The 16,398-nt window shown below is 56.7% G+C and carries 18 protein-coding genes; 15 read left to right on the forward strand and 3 right to left on the reverse strand.

The annotated features are described in order from the left end of the window. Positions 1–59 precede the first annotated feature (59 nt). The 7 genes from ELR57_RS01465 to ELR57_RS01495 all read left to right on the forward strand — a co-directional run bounded on the left by ELR57_RS01465 (position 60) and on the right by ELR57_RS01495 (position 4,876). Positions 60–389 carry an MGMT family protein gene (locus ELR57_RS01465; protein ID WP_126956519.1) on the forward strand — a complete coding sequence of 110 codons (330 nt, stop codon included), beginning with the start codon at positions 60–62 and terminating at the stop codon, positions 387–389. A 24-nt stretch (positions 390–413) separates the two neighbouring features. Then, on the forward strand, positions 414–893 hold the full coding sequence (locus ELR57_RS01470) for an SRPBCC family protein (protein WP_126956521.1): 480 nt from the start codon (positions 414–416) through the stop codon (positions 891–893). Then, positions 893–1,276 (forward strand): ArsR/SmtB family transcription factor, encoded by a 384-nt coding sequence (locus ELR57_RS01475; protein WP_126956523.1) that lies wholly within the window; start codon positions 893–895, stop codon positions 1,274–1,276. Before ELR57_RS01470 ends, ELR57_RS01475 begins: the two co-directional genes overlap by 1 nt. A 141-nt stretch (positions 1,277–1,417) precedes the next feature. Next, on the forward strand, positions 1,418–2,674 hold the full coding sequence (locus ELR57_RS01480; RefSeq protein WP_126956525.1) for an MFS transporter: 1,257 nt from the start codon (positions 1,418–1,420) through the stop codon (positions 2,672–2,674). Between the two features lie 105 nt (positions 2,675–2,779). Then, complete coding sequence (locus tag ELR57_RS01485; protein WP_370452170.1) at positions 2,780–3,559, forward strand: threonine/serine exporter family protein; 780 nt, start codon at positions 2,780–2,782, stop codon at positions 3,557–3,559. After that, complete coding sequence (locus ELR57_RS01490; protein WP_126956527.1) at positions 3,556–4,020, forward strand: threonine/serine exporter family protein; 465 nt, start codon at positions 3,556–3,558, stop codon at positions 4,018–4,020. Before ELR57_RS01485 ends, ELR57_RS01490 begins: the two co-directional genes overlap by 4 nt. A gap of 16 nt (positions 4,021–4,036) precedes the next feature. Next, on the forward strand, positions 4,037–4,876 hold the full coding sequence (locus ELR57_RS01495) for a sugar phosphate isomerase/epimerase family protein (RefSeq protein WP_126956529.1): 840 nt from the start codon (positions 4,037–4,039) through the stop codon (positions 4,874–4,876). A gap of 77 nt (positions 4,877–4,953) precedes the next feature. Here the strand turns inward: ELR57_RS01495 and ELR57_RS01500 are convergent, their stop codons facing one another. Further along, positions 4,954–5,508, reverse strand: coding sequence for a C40 family peptidase (locus tag ELR57_RS01500; protein ID WP_126956531.1), 555 nt, complete (start codon positions 5,506–5,508; stop codon positions 4,954–4,956). A gap of 127 nt (positions 5,509–5,635) precedes the next feature. Next, entirely contained in the window at positions 5,636–6,157 is a 522-nt protein-coding gene (msrA, locus tag ELR57_RS01505) for a peptide-methionine (S)-S-oxide reductase MsrA (RefSeq protein ID WP_126956533.1), read from the reverse strand. A 448-nt stretch (positions 6,158–6,605) separates the two neighbouring features. Here msrA and ELR57_RS01510 point away from each other — a divergent pair, with 448 nt between their 5' ends. The 8 genes from ELR57_RS01510 to ELR57_RS01545 all read left to right on the forward strand — a co-directional run bounded on the left by ELR57_RS01510 (position 6,606) and on the right by ELR57_RS01545 (position 14,419). Then, the gene (locus ELR57_RS01510) at positions 6,606–7,025 is read left to right on the forward strand and encodes a DUF1641 domain-containing protein (RefSeq protein WP_126956535.1); all 420 of its coding nucleotides are present in this window, start codon (positions 6,606–6,608) and stop codon (positions 7,023–7,025) included. Positions 7,026–7,052: 27 nt separating this feature from the next. Then, positions 7,053–8,234 (forward strand): NAD(P)/FAD-dependent oxidoreductase, encoded by a 1,182-nt coding sequence (locus tag ELR57_RS01515; RefSeq protein WP_126956537.1) that lies wholly within the window; start codon positions 7,053–7,055, stop codon positions 8,232–8,234. Between the two features lie 261 nt (positions 8,235–8,495). Further along, entirely contained in the window at positions 8,496–9,680 is a 1,185-nt protein-coding gene (locus ELR57_RS01520) for an MFS transporter (RefSeq protein ID WP_126956539.1), read from the forward strand. A 177-nt stretch (positions 9,681–9,857) separates the two neighbouring features. After that, a complete protein-coding gene (locus ELR57_RS01525) occupies positions 9,858–10,196 on the forward strand; it encodes a YrdB family protein (RefSeq protein ID WP_158629893.1) in 339 nt (112 codons plus the stop codon). A gap of 381 nt (positions 10,197–10,577) precedes the next feature. Further along, entirely contained in the window at positions 10,578–11,369 is a 792-nt protein-coding gene (locus ELR57_RS01530) for an ABC transporter ATP-binding protein (RefSeq protein ID WP_126956543.1), read from the forward strand. Positions 11,370–11,372: 3 nt separating this feature from the next. After that, positions 11,373–12,188 (forward strand): ABC transporter permease, encoded by an 816-nt coding sequence (locus tag ELR57_RS01535; RefSeq protein ID WP_126956545.1) that lies wholly within the window; start codon positions 11,373–11,375, stop codon positions 12,186–12,188. Further along, the gene (locus ELR57_RS01540) at positions 12,188–13,084 is read left to right on the forward strand and encodes an ABC transporter permease (protein ID WP_126956547.1); all 897 of its coding nucleotides are present in this window, start codon (positions 12,188–12,190) and stop codon (positions 13,082–13,084) included. Before ELR57_RS01535 ends, ELR57_RS01540 begins: the two co-directional genes overlap by 1 nt. 219 nt (positions 13,085–13,303) lie before the next feature. Continuing rightward, a complete protein-coding gene (locus tag ELR57_RS01545; RefSeq protein WP_126956549.1) occupies positions 13,304–14,419 on the forward strand; it encodes an ABC transporter substrate-binding protein in 1,116 nt (371 codons plus the stop codon). A 130-nt stretch (positions 14,420–14,549) separates the two neighbouring features. Here the strand turns inward: ELR57_RS01545 and ELR57_RS01550 are convergent, their stop codons facing one another. Next, positions 14,550–16,238, reverse strand: coding sequence for a PucR family transcriptional regulator (locus ELR57_RS01550; protein WP_126956551.1), 1,689 nt, complete (start codon positions 16,236–16,238; stop codon positions 14,550–14,552). Positions 16,239–16,398: the final 160 nt, after the last annotated feature.

Genomic DNA, 16,398 nt, shown 5'->3' on the forward strand with positions numbered 1-16,398 from the left:
TGACAGAAGGAATCCCCATTCGGGACAATCGTGTAAAAAGCTTATTGAGGAGGAGCGGCATGCAGCCATTCACGGAACGAGTCATCGGAGTCATTCGCGGCATTCCCGCAGGCTGCGTCATGACCTATGGACAGGTCGCGGCGGCGGCGGGAAGCCCTAGAGCCGCCCGGCAAGTCGTGCGAATCCTCCATTCGTCGAGCGCCAAGCACGACCTTCCCTGGCACCGGGTCGTCAACAAGAACGGAGAGATTGCGATCCGGGAAGAGGAGGGAAACTACACGCAGCGCCTTCTGCTGGAGGAAGAGGGAGTGACGTTCGATCCGGCGGGCCGAATCGATCTGAGCGAGCACGCGCATACTCCGGAGGAGGATATGGGGTTCGAGCGTTGACATGAAACCAATTGGTATCCTATAATGAGATCGTTAAAAACGAAACCAAAAGGTTTCGCATTTCGACTGGAGGTTATCTTAGTGAGCGAATCGACGAACGTTCTTCCCGATATCCGCAAGACCCAATTGCTGAAAGCGCCGATCGAGAAAGTATGGAAGGCGGTCTCCACGGCGGAAGGAATGTCCGCATGGTTCATGCCCAACGACATGCAGCCTATCGTCGGCCATGAGTTTCATCTGAATGCGGGCCCGTACGGGCAATCGCCCTGCAAGGTCACCGAGGTCGATCCGCCGCACCGGTTGTCGTTCAACTGGGGCAAGGACTGGACCTTGACCATCGAATTGAAGGAACTGGACGGGCAGACCGAATTCACGCTGATCCACGGCGGCTGGGATCCGGAGAAGGTCACGGAATTCGGCGAGACCCACCGCGTGGTCCGCGAGCGGATGGCCGGCGGCTGGGAAGGCATCGGAGAGAAAGTGCGCCGCTATATCGAGGGCTGATGGCAGGCTCCGCCGCTCCGAAGCACGACGTATTCCAGGCGATCGCCGATCCGACCCGCCGCAGCCTGCTGCGGCTGCTGGGAGACGAGGAGCTTCCGGTGACCGTCATCAGCAGCCATTACCCGATGACCCGCACGGCCGTCTCCAAGCATCTGCGCATCCTGGCGAATGCGGGATTGGTAAAGGAGAGGAAGGTCGGACGGGAGACCCGCTACCGGCTGGAAGCGAACCCTCTCCAAGAGTTGCAGCGCTGGCTCTCCTATTACGAACGCTTCTGGGACAACAAGCTGGAGGCGCTCCGGCGGCTTGTCGAGAACGAGGAGCCGGAAGACCGGGCGCCTCTTGCCGTTGTCGATCCGCTTGAGCCCGAGAGGAAGCCGTAACATGACCTTCATCGACACCCTGGACCTTCATCCGGTCTTAGGGTGTCTTTGCATTTCTCGTTTTCGCGTATGCTAACTTTCCCCCATGGGCAGTTTAAGACGGTATTTTCTCCATTTCTGAAGCTCTCGAGGTTCCTGCTTATGAATCCGCAACATCCATCCTCTCCATCGCGAGGGCGCTTCGATGGGCAGACATGGCTGCTGCTCGTCGTCAACGGCTTGTTCGTCACGGCTCACGCCCTATCGGGTACTTTCCTGGGCGTCTATCTATGGAAGGCAAGCCAGAACTTCGCTCTGCTCGGCTGGTTCACCCTGCTGAACTTTGTCTGCATGGCGCTGACCTTCTGGCTTGCCGGTTACGAGGTAAAGCAGGGGCGCAAGATGACGGTACTGCGGCTGGGGATCGCCTCCGCTGCGGTGTTCTATACCCTCGTGCTGCTGCTGGGCAACGGAGCCGTCCATTACATATGGCTTCTAGGCATCGTTCAAGGGCTGGCGTCCGGCCAGTTCTGGCTCGCGTTCAATACCTTGTACTTCGAAGTGACCGACGCGGATAACCGGGACCGGTTCAACGGCTTGGCCGGAGTGACCGGATCGCTCGCCGGGATGGTCGCGCCGTGGTGCTCCGGCTTCGTGATCTCGAGGATGACGGCCGAGAGCGGCTACCGGTTGATCTTCATGATCTCGCTCGGCATCTTTATCGGCGGTGTCGTCATCAGCTTCTTATTGCGGAACAGGAAGACGGAAGGGAGCTACGAATGGCTTCTGCCGGTTCGCATTCTAAGCCAGTCCGGCACCCCTTGGAGACGGGTCGTCTTGGCGCTGGCGTCCCAAGGCCTGAGGGAGAGCGTCTTCGGGCTCATGATCGGCCTGCTCGTCTACCTCCAGTCCAAAAGCGAGATGCAGCTGGGCAACTTTACGCTGCTGACTTCCGGGATCAGCTTCTTCAGCTACTTCATCGTAGGCAAGTGGCTGAGGCGGGATTGGCGGGAAAAGGGCTTGCTTGCGGGGGCGGTCGTCCTGTCGGCGATCGTCGCACCGTTCTTCCTCGGCCTCGACTACGGCGTGATGATCGCCTTCGGTATCGGAGTCGGCCTGTTCATGCCGTTCTATACGATCCCGATGACATCCTCGGTCTTCGATCTTATCGGACGGTACGAGGACAGCGCGAAGCAGAGGGTCGAATATATCGTCATGCGCGAGCTTTCGCTTAACGCGGGACGCATATTGGGGATGCTTGCGTTCATCATTACCGTCAGCGTCAGCCGTTCTCCCGCCGTGCTGACGACCTTCCTGTTCGTAATCGGCTGTTCGCCGCTGCTGAGCTGGTTCTTCATGAGGAAGCTGCTGGCCCAGCCGGCCTCTCCCCGATCGCCGGCTCGTCCCGATCCGGCTTAGGAATCGTTTTCAGAGCCCCCTCCTCTCTGGTACAATGGGGAAGAATGGAGGGAGGCTGTTTTGTCCAAAGCCCCAATTCAAGAACACCCAGAGGAGAGGGCCGAGGTGGAGACTACCTCTCATTCGGATCGCCTCATCGCCAAGGTCTGCATGCTGGCGGGCCAAATCATGATGGAGAACGGAGCCGAGACCTACCGGGTGGAGGACACGATGACGCGAATCGCGGATTCGTTCGGGCTGCCCCGTTCGCAAAGCTTCGTCACCCCGACGGGCATTATTTTCTCCATTGAAGGGTCTGCGCCCGATACCCGCTTGACTCGCATCTCCGAGAGGTCGACCGATCTTCGGAAGGTGATCGAGGTCAACGCCATATCCAGAAGAATCAGCGCCGGGGAGCTCGACCCCCAAGAGGCGCTTGTCCTGCTCCAGGGCATCGAGAAGTCCAACCCGGGGCTCTCGGCGGGGGTCAAGACGGCCGTCGCGGCGATCAGCAGCGGCTGCTTCCTGATCATGTTCAAGGGAGAATGGGGGGACTTCCTCCCTGCGCTCGTCACGGGCGGTCTCGGATATGCGGCGGTAACGTCGCTCCATCGTTTTCTCTCGATCAAGCTATTCTCCGAATTCATGGCTTCCGTCGTGGTCGGGATCCTGGCTTGCATCTTCGTGGCGTCCGGAATGGCGCACAATCTGAATACGCTGATTATCGGATCCGTCATGCCGCTCGTACCCGGCCTGCTGATTACGAATGCCGTCCGCGACCTGATGGCGGGACACTACGTTTCCGGCCTGTCCAAGGGGGCCGAGGCCTTCCTTACCGCGCTGGCCATCGGCACCGGCATTGCGGTCGTCCTCTCCTTCTATCGAGGGGAGGGACTGACCTTATGAACGTTGCCGAACAGATCTTAACCAGCTTCGTCGCCGCGGCGGGCTTCGCGATCTTGTTCAACGTTCCGGCGAGAAACCTCGCGTATTGCGGACTAGCCGGCATGGTCGGGTGGATGGCCTATCGCAGCCTGATCGAGATGAATGTCGATCCGATTCCGGCAACCTTGGTCGGATCCTTCGCCGTCTCCGTGCTAAGCCAAACGTTCGCCCGGCTGTTCAAGACGCCCGTTATCGTCTTTCTGATCTCGGGAATCGTGCCGCTCGTTCCGGGAGGGACGGCTTATGACGCAATGAGGAACGTTGTGCAGAATCAGTACGACATCGCGGTTCAGCTTGCTTTTCAAGCGTTTATGCTGTCGGGCTCTATCGCCTTCGGCATCATGTTCTCGGAAGTATTCGACCAACTCATTCGCAAGCTTCGGACTCCCGCGACGGGAGACGGGAAGCGGCGATCCGGATAAGGGAGAGGAAAATAGCATGACAGTGGGGATATTGGCGCATCTGGCCGGGAGCCGGCCTTACCGGGAGCTCGCGAAGGAGATCGCTGCTCGCGGATTTCCGTACGTACAATTGGCATTGTCCAAAGCGATCACCGACGCGGACTTCTCGCTCGGCCGCTTGAGCCCGGGACTTGGCAACGAGGTGGGCGGCGCTTTCTCGGAGCAAGGCGTGCGCATCGCGGTTCTCGGCTGCTATGCCAGCCTGATCGACCTGGACGACGAGATTTACCGGCATAACGTCGAACGCTTCAAAGAACACCTTCGCAACGCCCGCCACTTCGGGGCGCCTATCGTCGCCACCGAGGTGGGGGTGCCGCCCGCGAAGGACTCGGCGCTGCTGAAGAAGCATTGGAACCGCCTGTACGCGGCGATGGACGAGCTGGTCGAGGAAGCCGAACGGTGGGGAGTGACGATCGGGCTGGAAGCCGCCCAGAACCATCTGATCGATTCGCCCGAGACGATGGCGCAGACGATCGAGAGATACCCTTCCTCCTGCGTCGGGGTGGTGTTGGACCCTTGCAATATGATGGGCAGCCATAACTTCGATCGCCAGGAGGAGGTCATTCGCGAAGCCTTCCGCCTGCTCGGACCGCGAGTCGTCAGCGCTCACGCGAAGGACCTGAAGCGGGACGCCGACGGCGTGCCTCGCGAGACGGCGGCCGGAAGCGGGGAGCTGCGCTACGATCTCTTCTTCGAGCTGCTCGAGAAGCAGAAGCCGCTCGGTTTCGTTACGCTGGAGGCGGTAACGGACGAGAACATGCAAGATGCGGCCCGTTTCGTTGCCGAGGGCAGAGCGGCTGCTCGCAAGCAAGCCTAACCTGAACGGTAAAAGGGAGTCTCGACGTCATCCGATAACGGTCGAGACTCCCTTTTTATTTCTTGCTAGATGCTAGATTACAGAACGCGGCGAGCCGTAACGTAACGCTTGGAGTACGTAGAAGAGTTGATGTCGCTCACCAACAGGCCGTTCCAGTGAGCTCCGATCGTATTGTGGATGAACTTGCCGTTGCCGATGTAGATGCCGACATGGTTGACGACGCCAGGCTTGCCTACGCTAAGGAAGATAAGGTCGCCTTTCTTCAGGTTGCTCTTGGAGACGTAAGTGCCGGCCTTCGATTGCTTCTGCGAGCTCCAAGGGAGACTCACGCCGTATTTGCCGAACACGTATTTCGTGAACGAGGAGCAGTCGAAGATCAGCTTGCTCGAGTTGTTGACGTTGAATTTATAGGTGACCTTCCCTTTCAGGGATTCAGCCAGGGCGATGATCTTGTCCGCTTTCTGGCTGGAAGTCAGAGCGGCGGACGAGGCAGCGGCTGTCGTTACCGTTTGCTTCGTTGCGGCGGAAGCTTGATGAGCCGTTCCCGGGAATCCGGCAAAGCCGGTAGTGGCAATGACCGCCAAGCAAGCGAAGGCGACGATCGATTTCTTGAAGCCGTTGGTTTTGTTCATTCGTTCCTCCTGATGGGTAAGATTACGTTAACCATCTGGAGTATAGCATGGGGCTTGTCCCGAAGTTGCGACTATGAGCCTATCTTAATACTTCTAAAATTAGGCCTATAGTCCTTATTTTTCCCGATCAATCCATCGAGTAATGAGATCGAATGAATTCGTCGCGGCCGGATTTCTCCCTATCTTCCTTGTAATGCTTAGGATTCTTCTTATGGTAATCCTGGTGATATTCCTCCGCCGGATAGAAGACGTCAGCCGGCTCCACCGCCGTTACGATGGGCTTGTCGAACCTTCCGCTCTTGCCGAGGTCCTCCAGGTACTTCTCCGCAAGAAGCTTCTGTTCCTCGTTATGATAGAAGATAACCGTTCGGTACTGAGAGCCTCTGTCGTGGAACTGGCCGTCCGGATCGGTCGGATCGATCTGGACTCCGTACAGCTCCAGCAGCTTCTCGTAAGGGAAAAGCTCCGGATCGAAATCGATCTGTACGACTTCCGCGTGCCCGGTCGTTCCCGTCTTGACCTGCTCGTAGGTCGGATTAGGGACGGTTCCCCCCATATAGCCGGATACGATGCCGCCAATGCCGGGCATCTCCTCGAACGGGCTTACCATGCACCAGAAGCAGCCTCCGGCGAACGTTGCCTTTTCCATGCTCCATCCTCCCAAGTATCGCGATGTCTAACAATCAAATTACCGTTATTGGTTAGGATTGTCCAGCGGCGGGAATAGTAAGATCGGTATGTCGCACGAAGGAAATGGCTTGATAAATCCATAAACTGTAAGAAAACAGGGCGTGGTGTGCGCTAAATCTCATTTTTTAGCTCTTACAGCCGTTTTTAACAAAGAAATACCCTTCATGTTTGCTTTAATTGGGTGTAGAATAGACAAGAAAGGTTCATATTCGACCTGCTGGCGCCGACGAGCTTGAACGATTGCGGGCAAGAACGTTAACGGAATTCGTCTGGAGACCTTTTTTAACGGTTTTTATGTGAAAAATGTTACAATGTATCCTGGCACGGGGTCGTTGAGGATTCGATGTTCTGGCAGGCCGAAGAACGCAACCGATTAGGATACTCATTGCAAAGGAGGATGCAACTGCATGTCACAAGTGTCGCAAGAGGCAATTGCAGCTGAGAAGCCAGCGATCGATGTACTCGATCAACTGATCAAGCCTGAGATTCAGGACTCCCTTAACGTTCTGGTGGAGAACCTGCCTAAGCTGGCGGAGATGGTAACGTTCCTGACGAAGGCGTACGATTTCGCTCAGAACGTTGCAACGGACAAGGTGCTTATCAACGATTTCGCGCACGGAATTGGTGAATTCGTGAAGCCGGTAGTCGACAAGACGAAGAACATCGCGGCGGCGGCTATCGAAGCGGGAGACCGCGCTCAAACCGAGACGGCTACGATCGGCCTGTTCGGCCTGCTCAAGATGCTCAAGGATCCGCAATTGCAGAAGACGCTGCGCTTCGCGCAAGCGTTCCTGACCGCGCTCGGCGAGAAACAGCAAGCTAAATAACGATTCGCGAAGAATGGAGGATGGAGCATGTCTAAACATATTCTGATTCTGGGCGGCGGATACGGCGGCTTGCTGTCCGCGCTGACGGCTCGCAAGCACCTGGACGCGAACGAAGCTCAGATTACGCTGATTAACCGTTTCCCGACCCACCAAATCATCACCGAGCTTCACCGTTTGGCCGGCGGCACGATCAAAGAAGGAGCCGTCGCTCTTCCGCTCGAGAAGCTGCTGAAGGGCAAGGGCGTCAACGTGGTCGTTGACACCGTAACGGAGATCAAGCCTAACGACAAGAAGGTTCTTCTGGCAAGCGGCGCTTCTTATTCCTACGATGCATTGGTTGTTGCGCTGGGAAGCGAAACGGCGTTCTTCGGCATTCCGGGACTGCAAGAGAACAGCTTCACGCTGAAGTCCGCGGAAGAAGCGAATCGCATTCGCAACCACGTCCTCGCTCGCCTGGATGCTTACAAGCAATCCGGCAACAAGAAGGACGCAACTATCGTGGTCGGCGGCGGCGGCTTGACGGGCATCGAGCTCGTCGGCGAATTCGTCGACAAGCTTCCGGAGATCTGCAAGGCCAAGGGCATCGACTTCTCCGACATCAAGCTTCATGTCGTTGAAGCGGGTCCTAACATCCTGCCGATCTTCCCGCAAGAGCTCATCGACCGCGCGGTTGCTTCCCTGGAGAAGCGCGGAGTAGAAATCATCACTGGCGTCGCGATCACGGAAGCGACGAAGGACACGGTTTCCCTGAAGGATGGCCGAGTACTGGAATCCAACACGATCATCTGGACCGGCGGCGTTCAAGGCCACCCGGTCGTCGCGAACAGCGGCATCGAAGTGAACCGCGGCCGCGCGTCGGTTACGGACTTCCTGCAATCGACTTCGCATCCGGAAGTGTTCCTCGCAGGCGACTGCGCGGTCGTTATTCCTAGCGAAGGCGCTCGTCCTTATCCGCCGACCGCGCAATTGGCTTGGCAGATGGGCGAGACGGTCGGCGCTAACCTGGCTGTCTTCTTCAAGGGCGGCAAGATGGAGAAGTTCGAGCCTGTCTTCTCCGGTACGCTCGGAAGCCTCGGCCGCAAGGACGCCGTCGGCACGATCGGCGGCAACGGCACTCGCCTGAAGGGCATTGCCGCTACGGCGATGAAGGAAGCGAGCAACATCCGTTACCTGTCGCATATCCACGGCCTGTTCGCTCTGGCTCACTGATTCTAGGGAGCATCTTAATTTAAGGCACATAGAGAAACGGATCTTCATTCCGGCAGTTTGCCGGGACGAGGGTCCGTTTTTTTGCGATAAAGAATAGATAACTCAACTTTCGCAGCATTTCGATATCTTGCTATTACATTCGCAAATGAGTTCAAATGGCCATCGGCAAGGTTATACTGTGTCCGGAGGTGATCAAAATGAAGCAAATGGAAAACAGAGATTTTCCATGATGCCACATAAAGCAAAGGGAGGTATGTAGAGATGAAAAATAAGGTGTGGAACATTTATTTGCTTGCGCTTGGAGGCTTTCTTGCCGGGACATCCGAGTTTGTTATTGCTGGCATCCTCGATGTAATAGCGAACGATTTGAATATCACGTTGTCCGCCGCAGGACAACTCGTTACCGTTTTCTCGCTTGTTTTTGCATTAGGCACTCCCTTGCTCGTCGCAGCTACCTCGCGAATCGAGCGGAAAACCTTACTCATGGTAACCCTTTTGATCTTTGCTTTCGGTAACTTTCTGCCCGTCTTCAGCCAAGGTGTCTGGGGACTTTGGGCGTCGCGCGTCATCCTGGCCCTATGTTCCGGAGTTTTTACGGTGGCCGCCCTAACGCTCGCTGCTCACTTATCGCCCCCGGAAAAAAGAGGCGGCGCCATTGCCTCTATCATTATGGGGTTCAGTTCATCCCTCGTGATCGGCGTTCCGCTGGGAAGAGTATGTGCGAATCTTTTCGATTGGCACGATATGTTTGTCGGCATCGGCATAGGCGGCATTCTGATTTTGCTTGGAATCTTCAAATGGATTCCCAAATTGGATGGGCAGGAAACCGTACCGATACGTGTCCAGTTATCCGTATTGAAAGATCGAAGAGTTAGCAGCGCTCTGATGGTCACGTTTTTTTGGATTATGGGGTATTCGATCGTTTATACGTATCTATCCCCCTATCTACTGACACATGATCATATAGCCTCATCTTGGGTTAGTGCCGGGTTATTTGCATTTGGAGTCTTCAGTTTGATTGGCTCTCGATTAGGGGGATACGGAGCCGATAAATGGGGAGTGCCCACCACGCTGATTACGAGTCTTTTGCTCCATGTTCTCGTTTTGGTGCTCTTTGCTTTTATGCAGCTGCCGCTTGCTATCGTATTGACGATCATGATGCTGTGGTCCGCCTCTGCTTGGGCAACGGCTCCCGTGCAGCAGTTCCGCCTGATCACCCTGTCTCCCGGAGCTTCAGACATTGTGCTTAGCCTCAATACGTCCATTTTACAGGCCGGCATGGCTGCTGGAGCCGCTGTTGGAGGGGCGATCGTGAATGGTTTATCCGTGATTTTTATCGGTTGGGCCGGTGCATGCAGTATACTTATCGCTTGCCTGACTGCGTTTTATTCGCTAAAAATAGGGGTCAAGTCCAATTCGCACACCGTATACAACGCTACGGAATAACGCGCACTTTGGTCGGGTTGTTCTACGAGCTTAGTGACGAAACGTGATCGATCCATACGCAGATCGCCAGTTCACCGTCTGGGCTTCGGACGAAGGGTTGGCGATTTTTTTTGTTGACAAAAACTAATGACATTAGTTATATTAAAACTAATATCATTAGTTTACGGAGGGAATCGTATGGTTCTGCTGCAGGGGTTCATCCAAGGAGTCTTTTTTCTAACGGAGTTGGCTGCGCTCGCTGGGTTCGGCTTCTGGGGATTCCATGCTGGGGCGAATACCGTTATGAAGGTTCTGCTCGGGATCGGCACTCCGCTGCTTGTCGCCGTCTTCTGGGGGATGTTCGTGGCGCCCAAAGCGAACTACCCGGTAACTCCCCTTCCGAGGGCGGCGCTTCAAGCGTTGGTCTTCGGATTATCGGCATGGTCTCTGCGCGCGGCGGGTCAGCCTGCGCTTGCTCTTATCTTCATCGTGATCGCTTTGGCGGAGGTAACCTTGTCTTATTGCATGAAGCTTTAGCTTTGAGAGCAAAGTCGGATCGGGAGCGGGGAGGCAGGGAAGGGAACCAACGCATGGGGAGGCGCCGTCTCATTGGAGCGGCTGCCTCCCCGTTTGATTTTTGGTTTGCTTTTTTCATTACCAGGAGTTTATGTCATTAAATATAACATCAAATGAGCAAAGTGCAGACAGAATGACGGAAAACGGGTTGGCGAATTTGACTATTTGTCTAATGTAAGAAGGAGGGCGAGGGTGTACGATGTAAATAAATACGACATTAATTGGATTATTTATAGTAGAATGTTAACAAAACTACCATCAAATCACGGGCGTGACGCAATAATCCGGCGCGCGAGGGAGCACTAAGCACAGCGGAACGATCAAACCTGGGGAGGAATGGGCATGACAACGGCTGCCGAGGCAACGGCGAGGATTCCTGAGATTCAGATGAACCAGGTCAGCATGCGTTATCAGACGAACTCGAATGAGGTGCTGGCGCTGCAGCAGGTCAGCTTGAATATCGGCAAGGGGGAATTCGTCTCTCTGCTTGGCCCTTCCGGATGCGGCAAGACGACTCTGCTTCGCATCATGGCGGACCTGCTTCAGCCGACGGGCGGCACCGTGACGGTCGCGGGCAAGACCGCCAAGGAAGCGCGTCTGGCCCAGAAGTACGGCATCGTGTTCCAGAGTCCGGTGCTGTACGATTGGCGCAAGGTGAAGACGAACATCACGCTTCCCTTGGAGCTGATGGGAGTCAAGAGAGCCGATCGCGAGAAGAAAGCGACGGAGCTGCTCGAGCTGGTCGGGCTGCAGGCGTTCAAGGATAAGTACCCATGGCAGCTGAGCGGCGGCATGCAGCAGCGGGTCGCGATCGCCAGGGCTCTGGCGATGGAACCGGAGATTCTGCTCATGGATGAACCCTTCTCGGCGTTGGACGAATTCTCCCGGGAACGGCTGAACGAGGAGCTGCTGGCGATCTGGAGCAAGGTGCAGAACACGGTCGTGTTCGTCACGCACAGCATTCCGGAAGCGATCTTCCTGTCGGACCGGGTATTCGTTCTCTCCCCTCATCCGGGCAGGCTGTCCGCCGTCGTCGAGGTCGATCTTCCTCGTCCCCGAACCAAGGAGATGCGCAACAGCCCCGAGTTCTTCCGATTGATTGCCAAGATCCGAGACAGCTTCGAAGGGGTGTAGCCGATGAAGGGACGCAGCTTCCTGTTGAATGGCCGCTGGCTGCCGGCGCTCGTATGGGCGATTGCCCTGATCGCGCTGTGGGAAGCGGGCTCCTGGTTTCTCCTGGAGGTCAGGGACGTGCCGCTTGCCCAATCCAAGCTGCCGTATATCCATGAAATCATCCGAACGTTCGGCCAATATGGCGACACCTTATTCAAGGAAGGCAAAATCACTTTCGGCAACGCGGGCTTAGGGTTTCTGCTCGGAGCCGCTGCCGGCGTTCTATTGGCCGTATTGATGAGCGTATCGAAGTGGATCGAGCAGCTGACGTTCCCCTACGCGATCGCCTCGCAGATGATTCCGATTCTGGGGCTGGCCCCGATCATCTACGGCATCGTGCACGACGAGAAGCTCTCCCGAATCTTGATCTCCGGCTACATCACTTTTTTCCCGGTAGCTCTTAACATGCTGCGAGGGCTGCGCAGCGTTCAGCCTTCCGCGCTGGAGCTCATGCGCTCCTACGCGGCGAAGCCTTGGAGCGTGTATTGGAAGCTCCGGTTCCCGGCATCGCTGCCAAGCCTGTTCAGCGGGCTCAAGATCGCCGCTCCTCTCGCCGTTACCGGCGCGATTCTTGTCGAGTTGATGGGAGCCCAGCACGGGGTCGGCGTCATCATGCTTCGCAACCTCTACTATGGTCCGTCCCATACGTACATGTTCTGGTCCACGGTAATCGTCGGCGCCGTTCTGGGCGTCCTGAGCTATCTCATCATCAGCATCATTGAGCGGGTCGCGGCGCCCTGGCAGCCGGATTTCCGCGCGAAGCAAGGAGGCGATCGCTAATGGAAGGAGATTCCCTGACAACCGGTGCGGCTCCCTCTCTAGGCTCCGCGGCAGGAACCGCCGGGCTGGCCGGAGCGCAAGCCGCGCCGGTCGGCCCGGCGGCCCCGGCGGTCCGCAGGAAGAGGATGCCGCTGGAACGGATCACAAGGATGCTGCTCCCGATCGCCGCCGGCGTGCTGTTCCTCCTCCTGTGGCAGAACAAAGTGTTCCACTCTCTCTTCAACCTTCAAGTCTACCAACTGCCTCTCCCATCGAGGATCTGGGAAGCGATCCGCGAGAACTCCGATCTGCTGATGGAATACACGAGATATACGCTGACGGAAGCGGTGCTCGGCATGCTGGCCGGTTCGGCGGCGGGATTCCTCGTCGCGATCGTCGCGACGGTGTGGCCGCGATGGGGCTCGGGAGGAATCCTTCTTGTCGCTGCCCTGAACGCCGTTCCGATCGTCGCCTTGGCTCCGATCATGAATCTCTGGTTCAGCGACGGAATCGCCTCCCGCATCGCGATCGTCATGGCGACGACGATGGCGGCGATGGCGCTTAACGCGCACAAGGGACTGAACAACGTGGATCCGTTGGCGCTCGATCTGATGCACTCCTACGCGGCCGGCAAGCTGAGGGTATTCCGCAGCCTGCGAATCGCCAACAGCCTGCCCTATGTGTTCACGGCGCTGAAGATCAACACGACGGCGAGCATGATCGGCGCTATCGTCGGCGAGTTCTTCTTCTCCTCGCGGGGCCTCGGGTATCTGCTCTCGAACTCCATCAAGGTGGCGAAGATGCCCCTAGGCTGGGCTTGTATCGCGGTAGCCGCGCTGGCGGGAGTGCTTTTCTACCTGATCGTCGAGAGGCTGGAGAAGCTCTTCATACGCTGGCATCCCTCCCAGAGAAGCTAACGCGCAGGCCGCAGCCGCAGCATCTTGGAAGAATCATCTCGAGAACCATCTCAATAACCGTCTCAATATCCGCTGCAAGAACGATCTCAAGAACCGCAGCTGCACAGCCGGCATCGGAGTCTCACAGGAATCGCGAGGAGCCTTCGCTGCCGTTCGCATATAATCCGCACCCATAGAGACCTGCTGTGTTCCACAAACCAAACAAAGGGAGAGAACCGAATGAGAAGGAGAAGTGGGTTTTATCGCAGTTCGCTGGTCTTGGCTTTGGTCTTGATGTTCGTCATGGTGGCAGCCGCCTGCGGCAACAACAATAACGACAAGCCTGCCTCATCCCCGTCCGAGTCCGCATCCGCTCCGGCTTCGAGCGCGGCGGCAAGCGAGACGACGCCCGCGTCATCCCCGGCGGCCGATCCGGTGAAGGTGAAGCTGCAGCTGAAGTGGGTGCCGCAAGCGCAGTTCGCCGGTTATTTCGTCGCCCTGGAGAAGGGGTACTACAAGGAGGAAGGGCTGGACGTCGAGATCGTGCCGGGCGGTCCGGACATCGTTCCCGAGCAGCAAGTCGCGAACGGCGCGGCCGACATCGGCATCGACTGGGTAGCGAGCCTCCTGGCTCACCAGGAAGAAGGCTTGCCTCTGGTCGAGATCTCCCAGATCTATCAGAAGAGCGGTCTCGTGCTCGTATCGAAGAAGACGGCGGGCATCAACAGCGCCGCCGACCTGAAGGGCAAGAAGGTCGGTAACTGGATGGGCGGCAACGAATTCGAGCTTCTCGCCCTGTTCGACAAGTACAAATTCGATCCGAACAAGGATTTGAACTTCACGAAGCAAGGCTTCACGATGGACCAGTTCTTGAACGGAGAGCTCGACGCGGCATCGGCGATGACGTACAACGAATATCAAGTCGTGCTGGAGCAAGGCATCCCGGCGAGCGATCTGAACGTCATCGACATGAACGCGGAAGGCGTGGCGATGCTCGAAGACAACCTGTTCGCCAACAAGGACTGGCTGGCCAAGAACAAAGAGACGGCCGCCAAGTTCGTCAAGGCATCCCTCAAGGGCTGGAAGGACGCGATCGCCGATCCGGCAGGCGCGGTCGATATCGTCATGAAGAGCGCGGAAGAAGGAAGCACGACGAAGGATCACCAGCTTAAGATGATGGAGGAAGTCTCCAAGCTGGTCGCTCCGGAAGGCTTCGATCTCGCCAAGCTGGGGTACATCGACGACGCGAGCTTCAAGCAAACGGCCGATATCGCGCTTCAATTCGGCGTTATCAAGAAGGCGGCCGATCTGACGACGGCTTATACGAACGAGATCGTCGAGATGGCTTCGAAATAAAGAAAGCAAGAAACGGATGGTCTCCGATTCCGATCGGGGAGCCATCCGTTCCCTCAAGCCAGCGAGATGGACGGGGCTTGTCATACCCGCCTAAACGCCGCATATGCTAATAAACACAGGACATCCGGAATTAGGCGTCATTGGCGGGAGCCCGCTTCTCCGTCAGCTTGTCCGGATGCAGCAATTGATAGGCTCGCAGCGCGACCTGGATCGAGATCCGGTTCTCGGGCGACATGAAGTCCTCTCCCAGCAGCTCGGAGATTTTCTCCAGACGGTAATACAACGATTGCCGAACGATGAACAGCTTCTGAGCCGCGATCTGCTTCGAGCCGTCGTGGTCCAGATAGACCTTCAGGGTAAGCAGGAGCTCGCTGCCCTTCGTCTCGTCATAGTCGATGATGGGACCGAGGTAGTTGCGAATGAAGCCCTGCAGCGTCGTGCCGTCATTCAGGTTCAGCAGCAACTGGAACACCCCGAGCTCTTCATAGAAGAGAATCGGCTTCTTGTAGCAAGCATAGAGAGACAACGCTTGAATCGCTTCCTGATAGCCGGAATAGGCATGCTTGAGATTCAGATGGGGCCGACCAACCCCGATGATCAGCTTCAGGTCCTTCAGCTTCTCGTCGGCTTGGAGGCTCTGAAGGGAATCGAGAGCTTGCTGCAGCCTCTTGTTGGAGGGGGCCTTGGCTTTACGGTCCAGGGCGATGACGGCAAGCCGGTTGTTCTTGAGCGTAAGAAGAGGCCGGAAGGAGAATCTCTCGAAGGCGGACCGCAGGATCAGGCTCAGATGGAAACGAATCGCATCCAGCTCGTTCTCCGAGGGGTTCAGGTGCAAGTCGTACAGATTCTCCATCTCGATCAGGCAGACCCGGAAGCTCATCTCGTTCAGCGTCTTGAAGTCGGGGCCTATCAACGTCTTGAGCTGCTGCTCGTCCTCGTGCCGGCCGCTTAACAGCTCGTCGACCCAGATGTTCTCGGAGAATTGCTTGCGCTCCTCCATGTATCGGGTACGAAGCAGCTCTTGGGCGATCGACAGGGAGGCGGAATCCAGCAGCAGGTAGTCGAATTCCTCCGGCTTGTGCGGGCAGGCCATAACCAGGTAAGCCCAGGTTTGATCCAGCGCCCCGACGGGCTTCAGAAGGAGAGTCCGGTTCCCGTGCTCGTGCAGATAAGGAGCGGCATTCGGCCTCAGCTCGGCAAGCTCTTCCCAAAGGCCGCCCAGAACCGCCAGCAGATCTTCCTGCTCCTCCTGCGAGATGGCGGGGAAGAAGACGGGTTTACCCTTAAGCGGGCGGAAAAGAATCTGCGAGGAAGTGCTGCGATAGAGCAGCTTGAGAACGCCGGGAGTCACCTGGGAGGTGAGAGTCAGCCGTGAGAATTCCCGGGAGATGCTCTCCAGCTCCTGAAGCATCCGATGGTGCCGATTGATGATCAGGGAATGAAGGTCTTGGGTGATATCGACGAACCGAACCGTATGCGGGAACAGGACAAGCGGGAACGCATGGCGCTCCGCCAGCTCGACAAGCCCATCGGGAATCGAGTGGACGTATTGGCCCAATTCGATGCACAGGCAAGTAGCCTTCTGCTCAATCAGATTATTCAGAAAGCTGACGGAGGACTGGCTGTCCAGCTGAAACGCCATTCCGGTCGTGAGGATCATCTCGTCTCCGTGAATGAGAGTTTCGAAGTTGGGAGTCTCCAGAATATGTACCCACCGGATCTGACGGGATAAGCCGTTCGCCCCGGCAACGATCTGAGCATCGCGGAACAGCGGGCGTTGCAGTGCTTCTCTTACGGTTAGGAACCGATCGGTGTCCATGCCAAGCTCCCCTCTTTCGCCTAACAAATCGAGCTGTCTTGAATAAGATAATTCGATGAGGCAGTCACGTTAATGTCACTTATCTTACCATAGATCGGAAACGGTTTTCCGAATATTTCGAACAAAATTTTCCTATTAAAAAAGGTGAGAATGTCGGGAG

Origin of the sequence: Cohnella sp. AR92 (genome assembly GCF_003990975.1) — a bacterium.
Taxonomy (GTDB): Bacteria; Bacillota; Bacilli; order Paenibacillales; family Paenibacillaceae; genus Cohnella.

Coding starts and splice junctions, on each gene's coding strand:
- ELR57_RS01465 (WP_126956519.1), top strand. CDS start 60: ATGCAGCCATTCACGGAACGAGTCATCGGAGTCATTCGCGGCATTCCC.
- ELR57_RS01470 (WP_126956521.1), top strand. CDS start 414: ATGAGATCGTTAAAAACGAAACCAAAAGGTTTCGCATTTCGACTGGAG.
- ELR57_RS01475 (WP_126956523.1), top strand. CDS start 893: ATGGCAGGCTCCGCCGCTCCGAAGCACGACGTATTCCAGGCGATCGCC.
- ELR57_RS01480 (WP_126956525.1), top strand. CDS start 1,418: ATGAATCCGCAACATCCATCCTCTCCATCGCGAGGGCGCTTCGATGGG.
- ELR57_RS01490 (WP_126956527.1), top strand. CDS start 3,556: ATGAACGTTGCCGAACAGATCTTAACCAGCTTCGTCGCCGCGGCGGGC.
- ELR57_RS01495 (WP_126956529.1), top strand. CDS start 4,037: ATGACAGTGGGGATATTGGCGCATCTGGCCGGGAGCCGGCCTTACCGG.
- ELR57_RS01500 (WP_126956531.1), bottom strand. CDS start 5,508: ATGAACAAAACCAACGGCTTCAAGAAATCGATCGTCGCCTTCGCTTGC.
- msrA (WP_126956533.1), bottom strand. CDS start 6,157: ATGGAAAAGGCAACGTTCGCCGGAGGCTGCTTCTGGTGCATGGTAAGC.
- ELR57_RS01510 (WP_126956535.1), top strand. CDS start 6,606: ATGTCACAAGTGTCGCAAGAGGCAATTGCAGCTGAGAAGCCAGCGATC.
- ELR57_RS01515 (WP_126956537.1), top strand. CDS start 7,053: ATGTCTAAACATATTCTGATTCTGGGCGGCGGATACGGCGGCTTGCTG.
- ELR57_RS01520 (WP_126956539.1), top strand. CDS start 8,496: ATGAAAAATAAGGTGTGGAACATTTATTTGCTTGCGCTTGGAGGCTTT.
- ELR57_RS01525 (WP_158629893.1), top strand. CDS start 9,858: ATGGTTCTGCTGCAGGGGTTCATCCAAGGAGTCTTTTTTCTAACGGAG.
- ELR57_RS01530 (WP_126956543.1), top strand. CDS start 10,578: ATGACAACGGCTGCCGAGGCAACGGCGAGGATTCCTGAGATTCAGATG.
- ELR57_RS01535 (WP_126956545.1), top strand. CDS start 11,373: ATGAAGGGACGCAGCTTCCTGTTGAATGGCCGCTGGCTGCCGGCGCTC.
- ELR57_RS01540 (WP_126956547.1), top strand. CDS start 12,188: ATGGAAGGAGATTCCCTGACAACCGGTGCGGCTCCCTCTCTAGGCTCC.
- ELR57_RS01545 (WP_126956549.1), top strand. CDS start 13,304: ATGAGAAGGAGAAGTGGGTTTTATCGCAGTTCGCTGGTCTTGGCTTTG.
- ELR57_RS01550 (WP_126956551.1), bottom strand. CDS start 16,238: ATGGACACCGATCGGTTCCTAACCGTAAGAGAAGCACTGCAACGCCCG.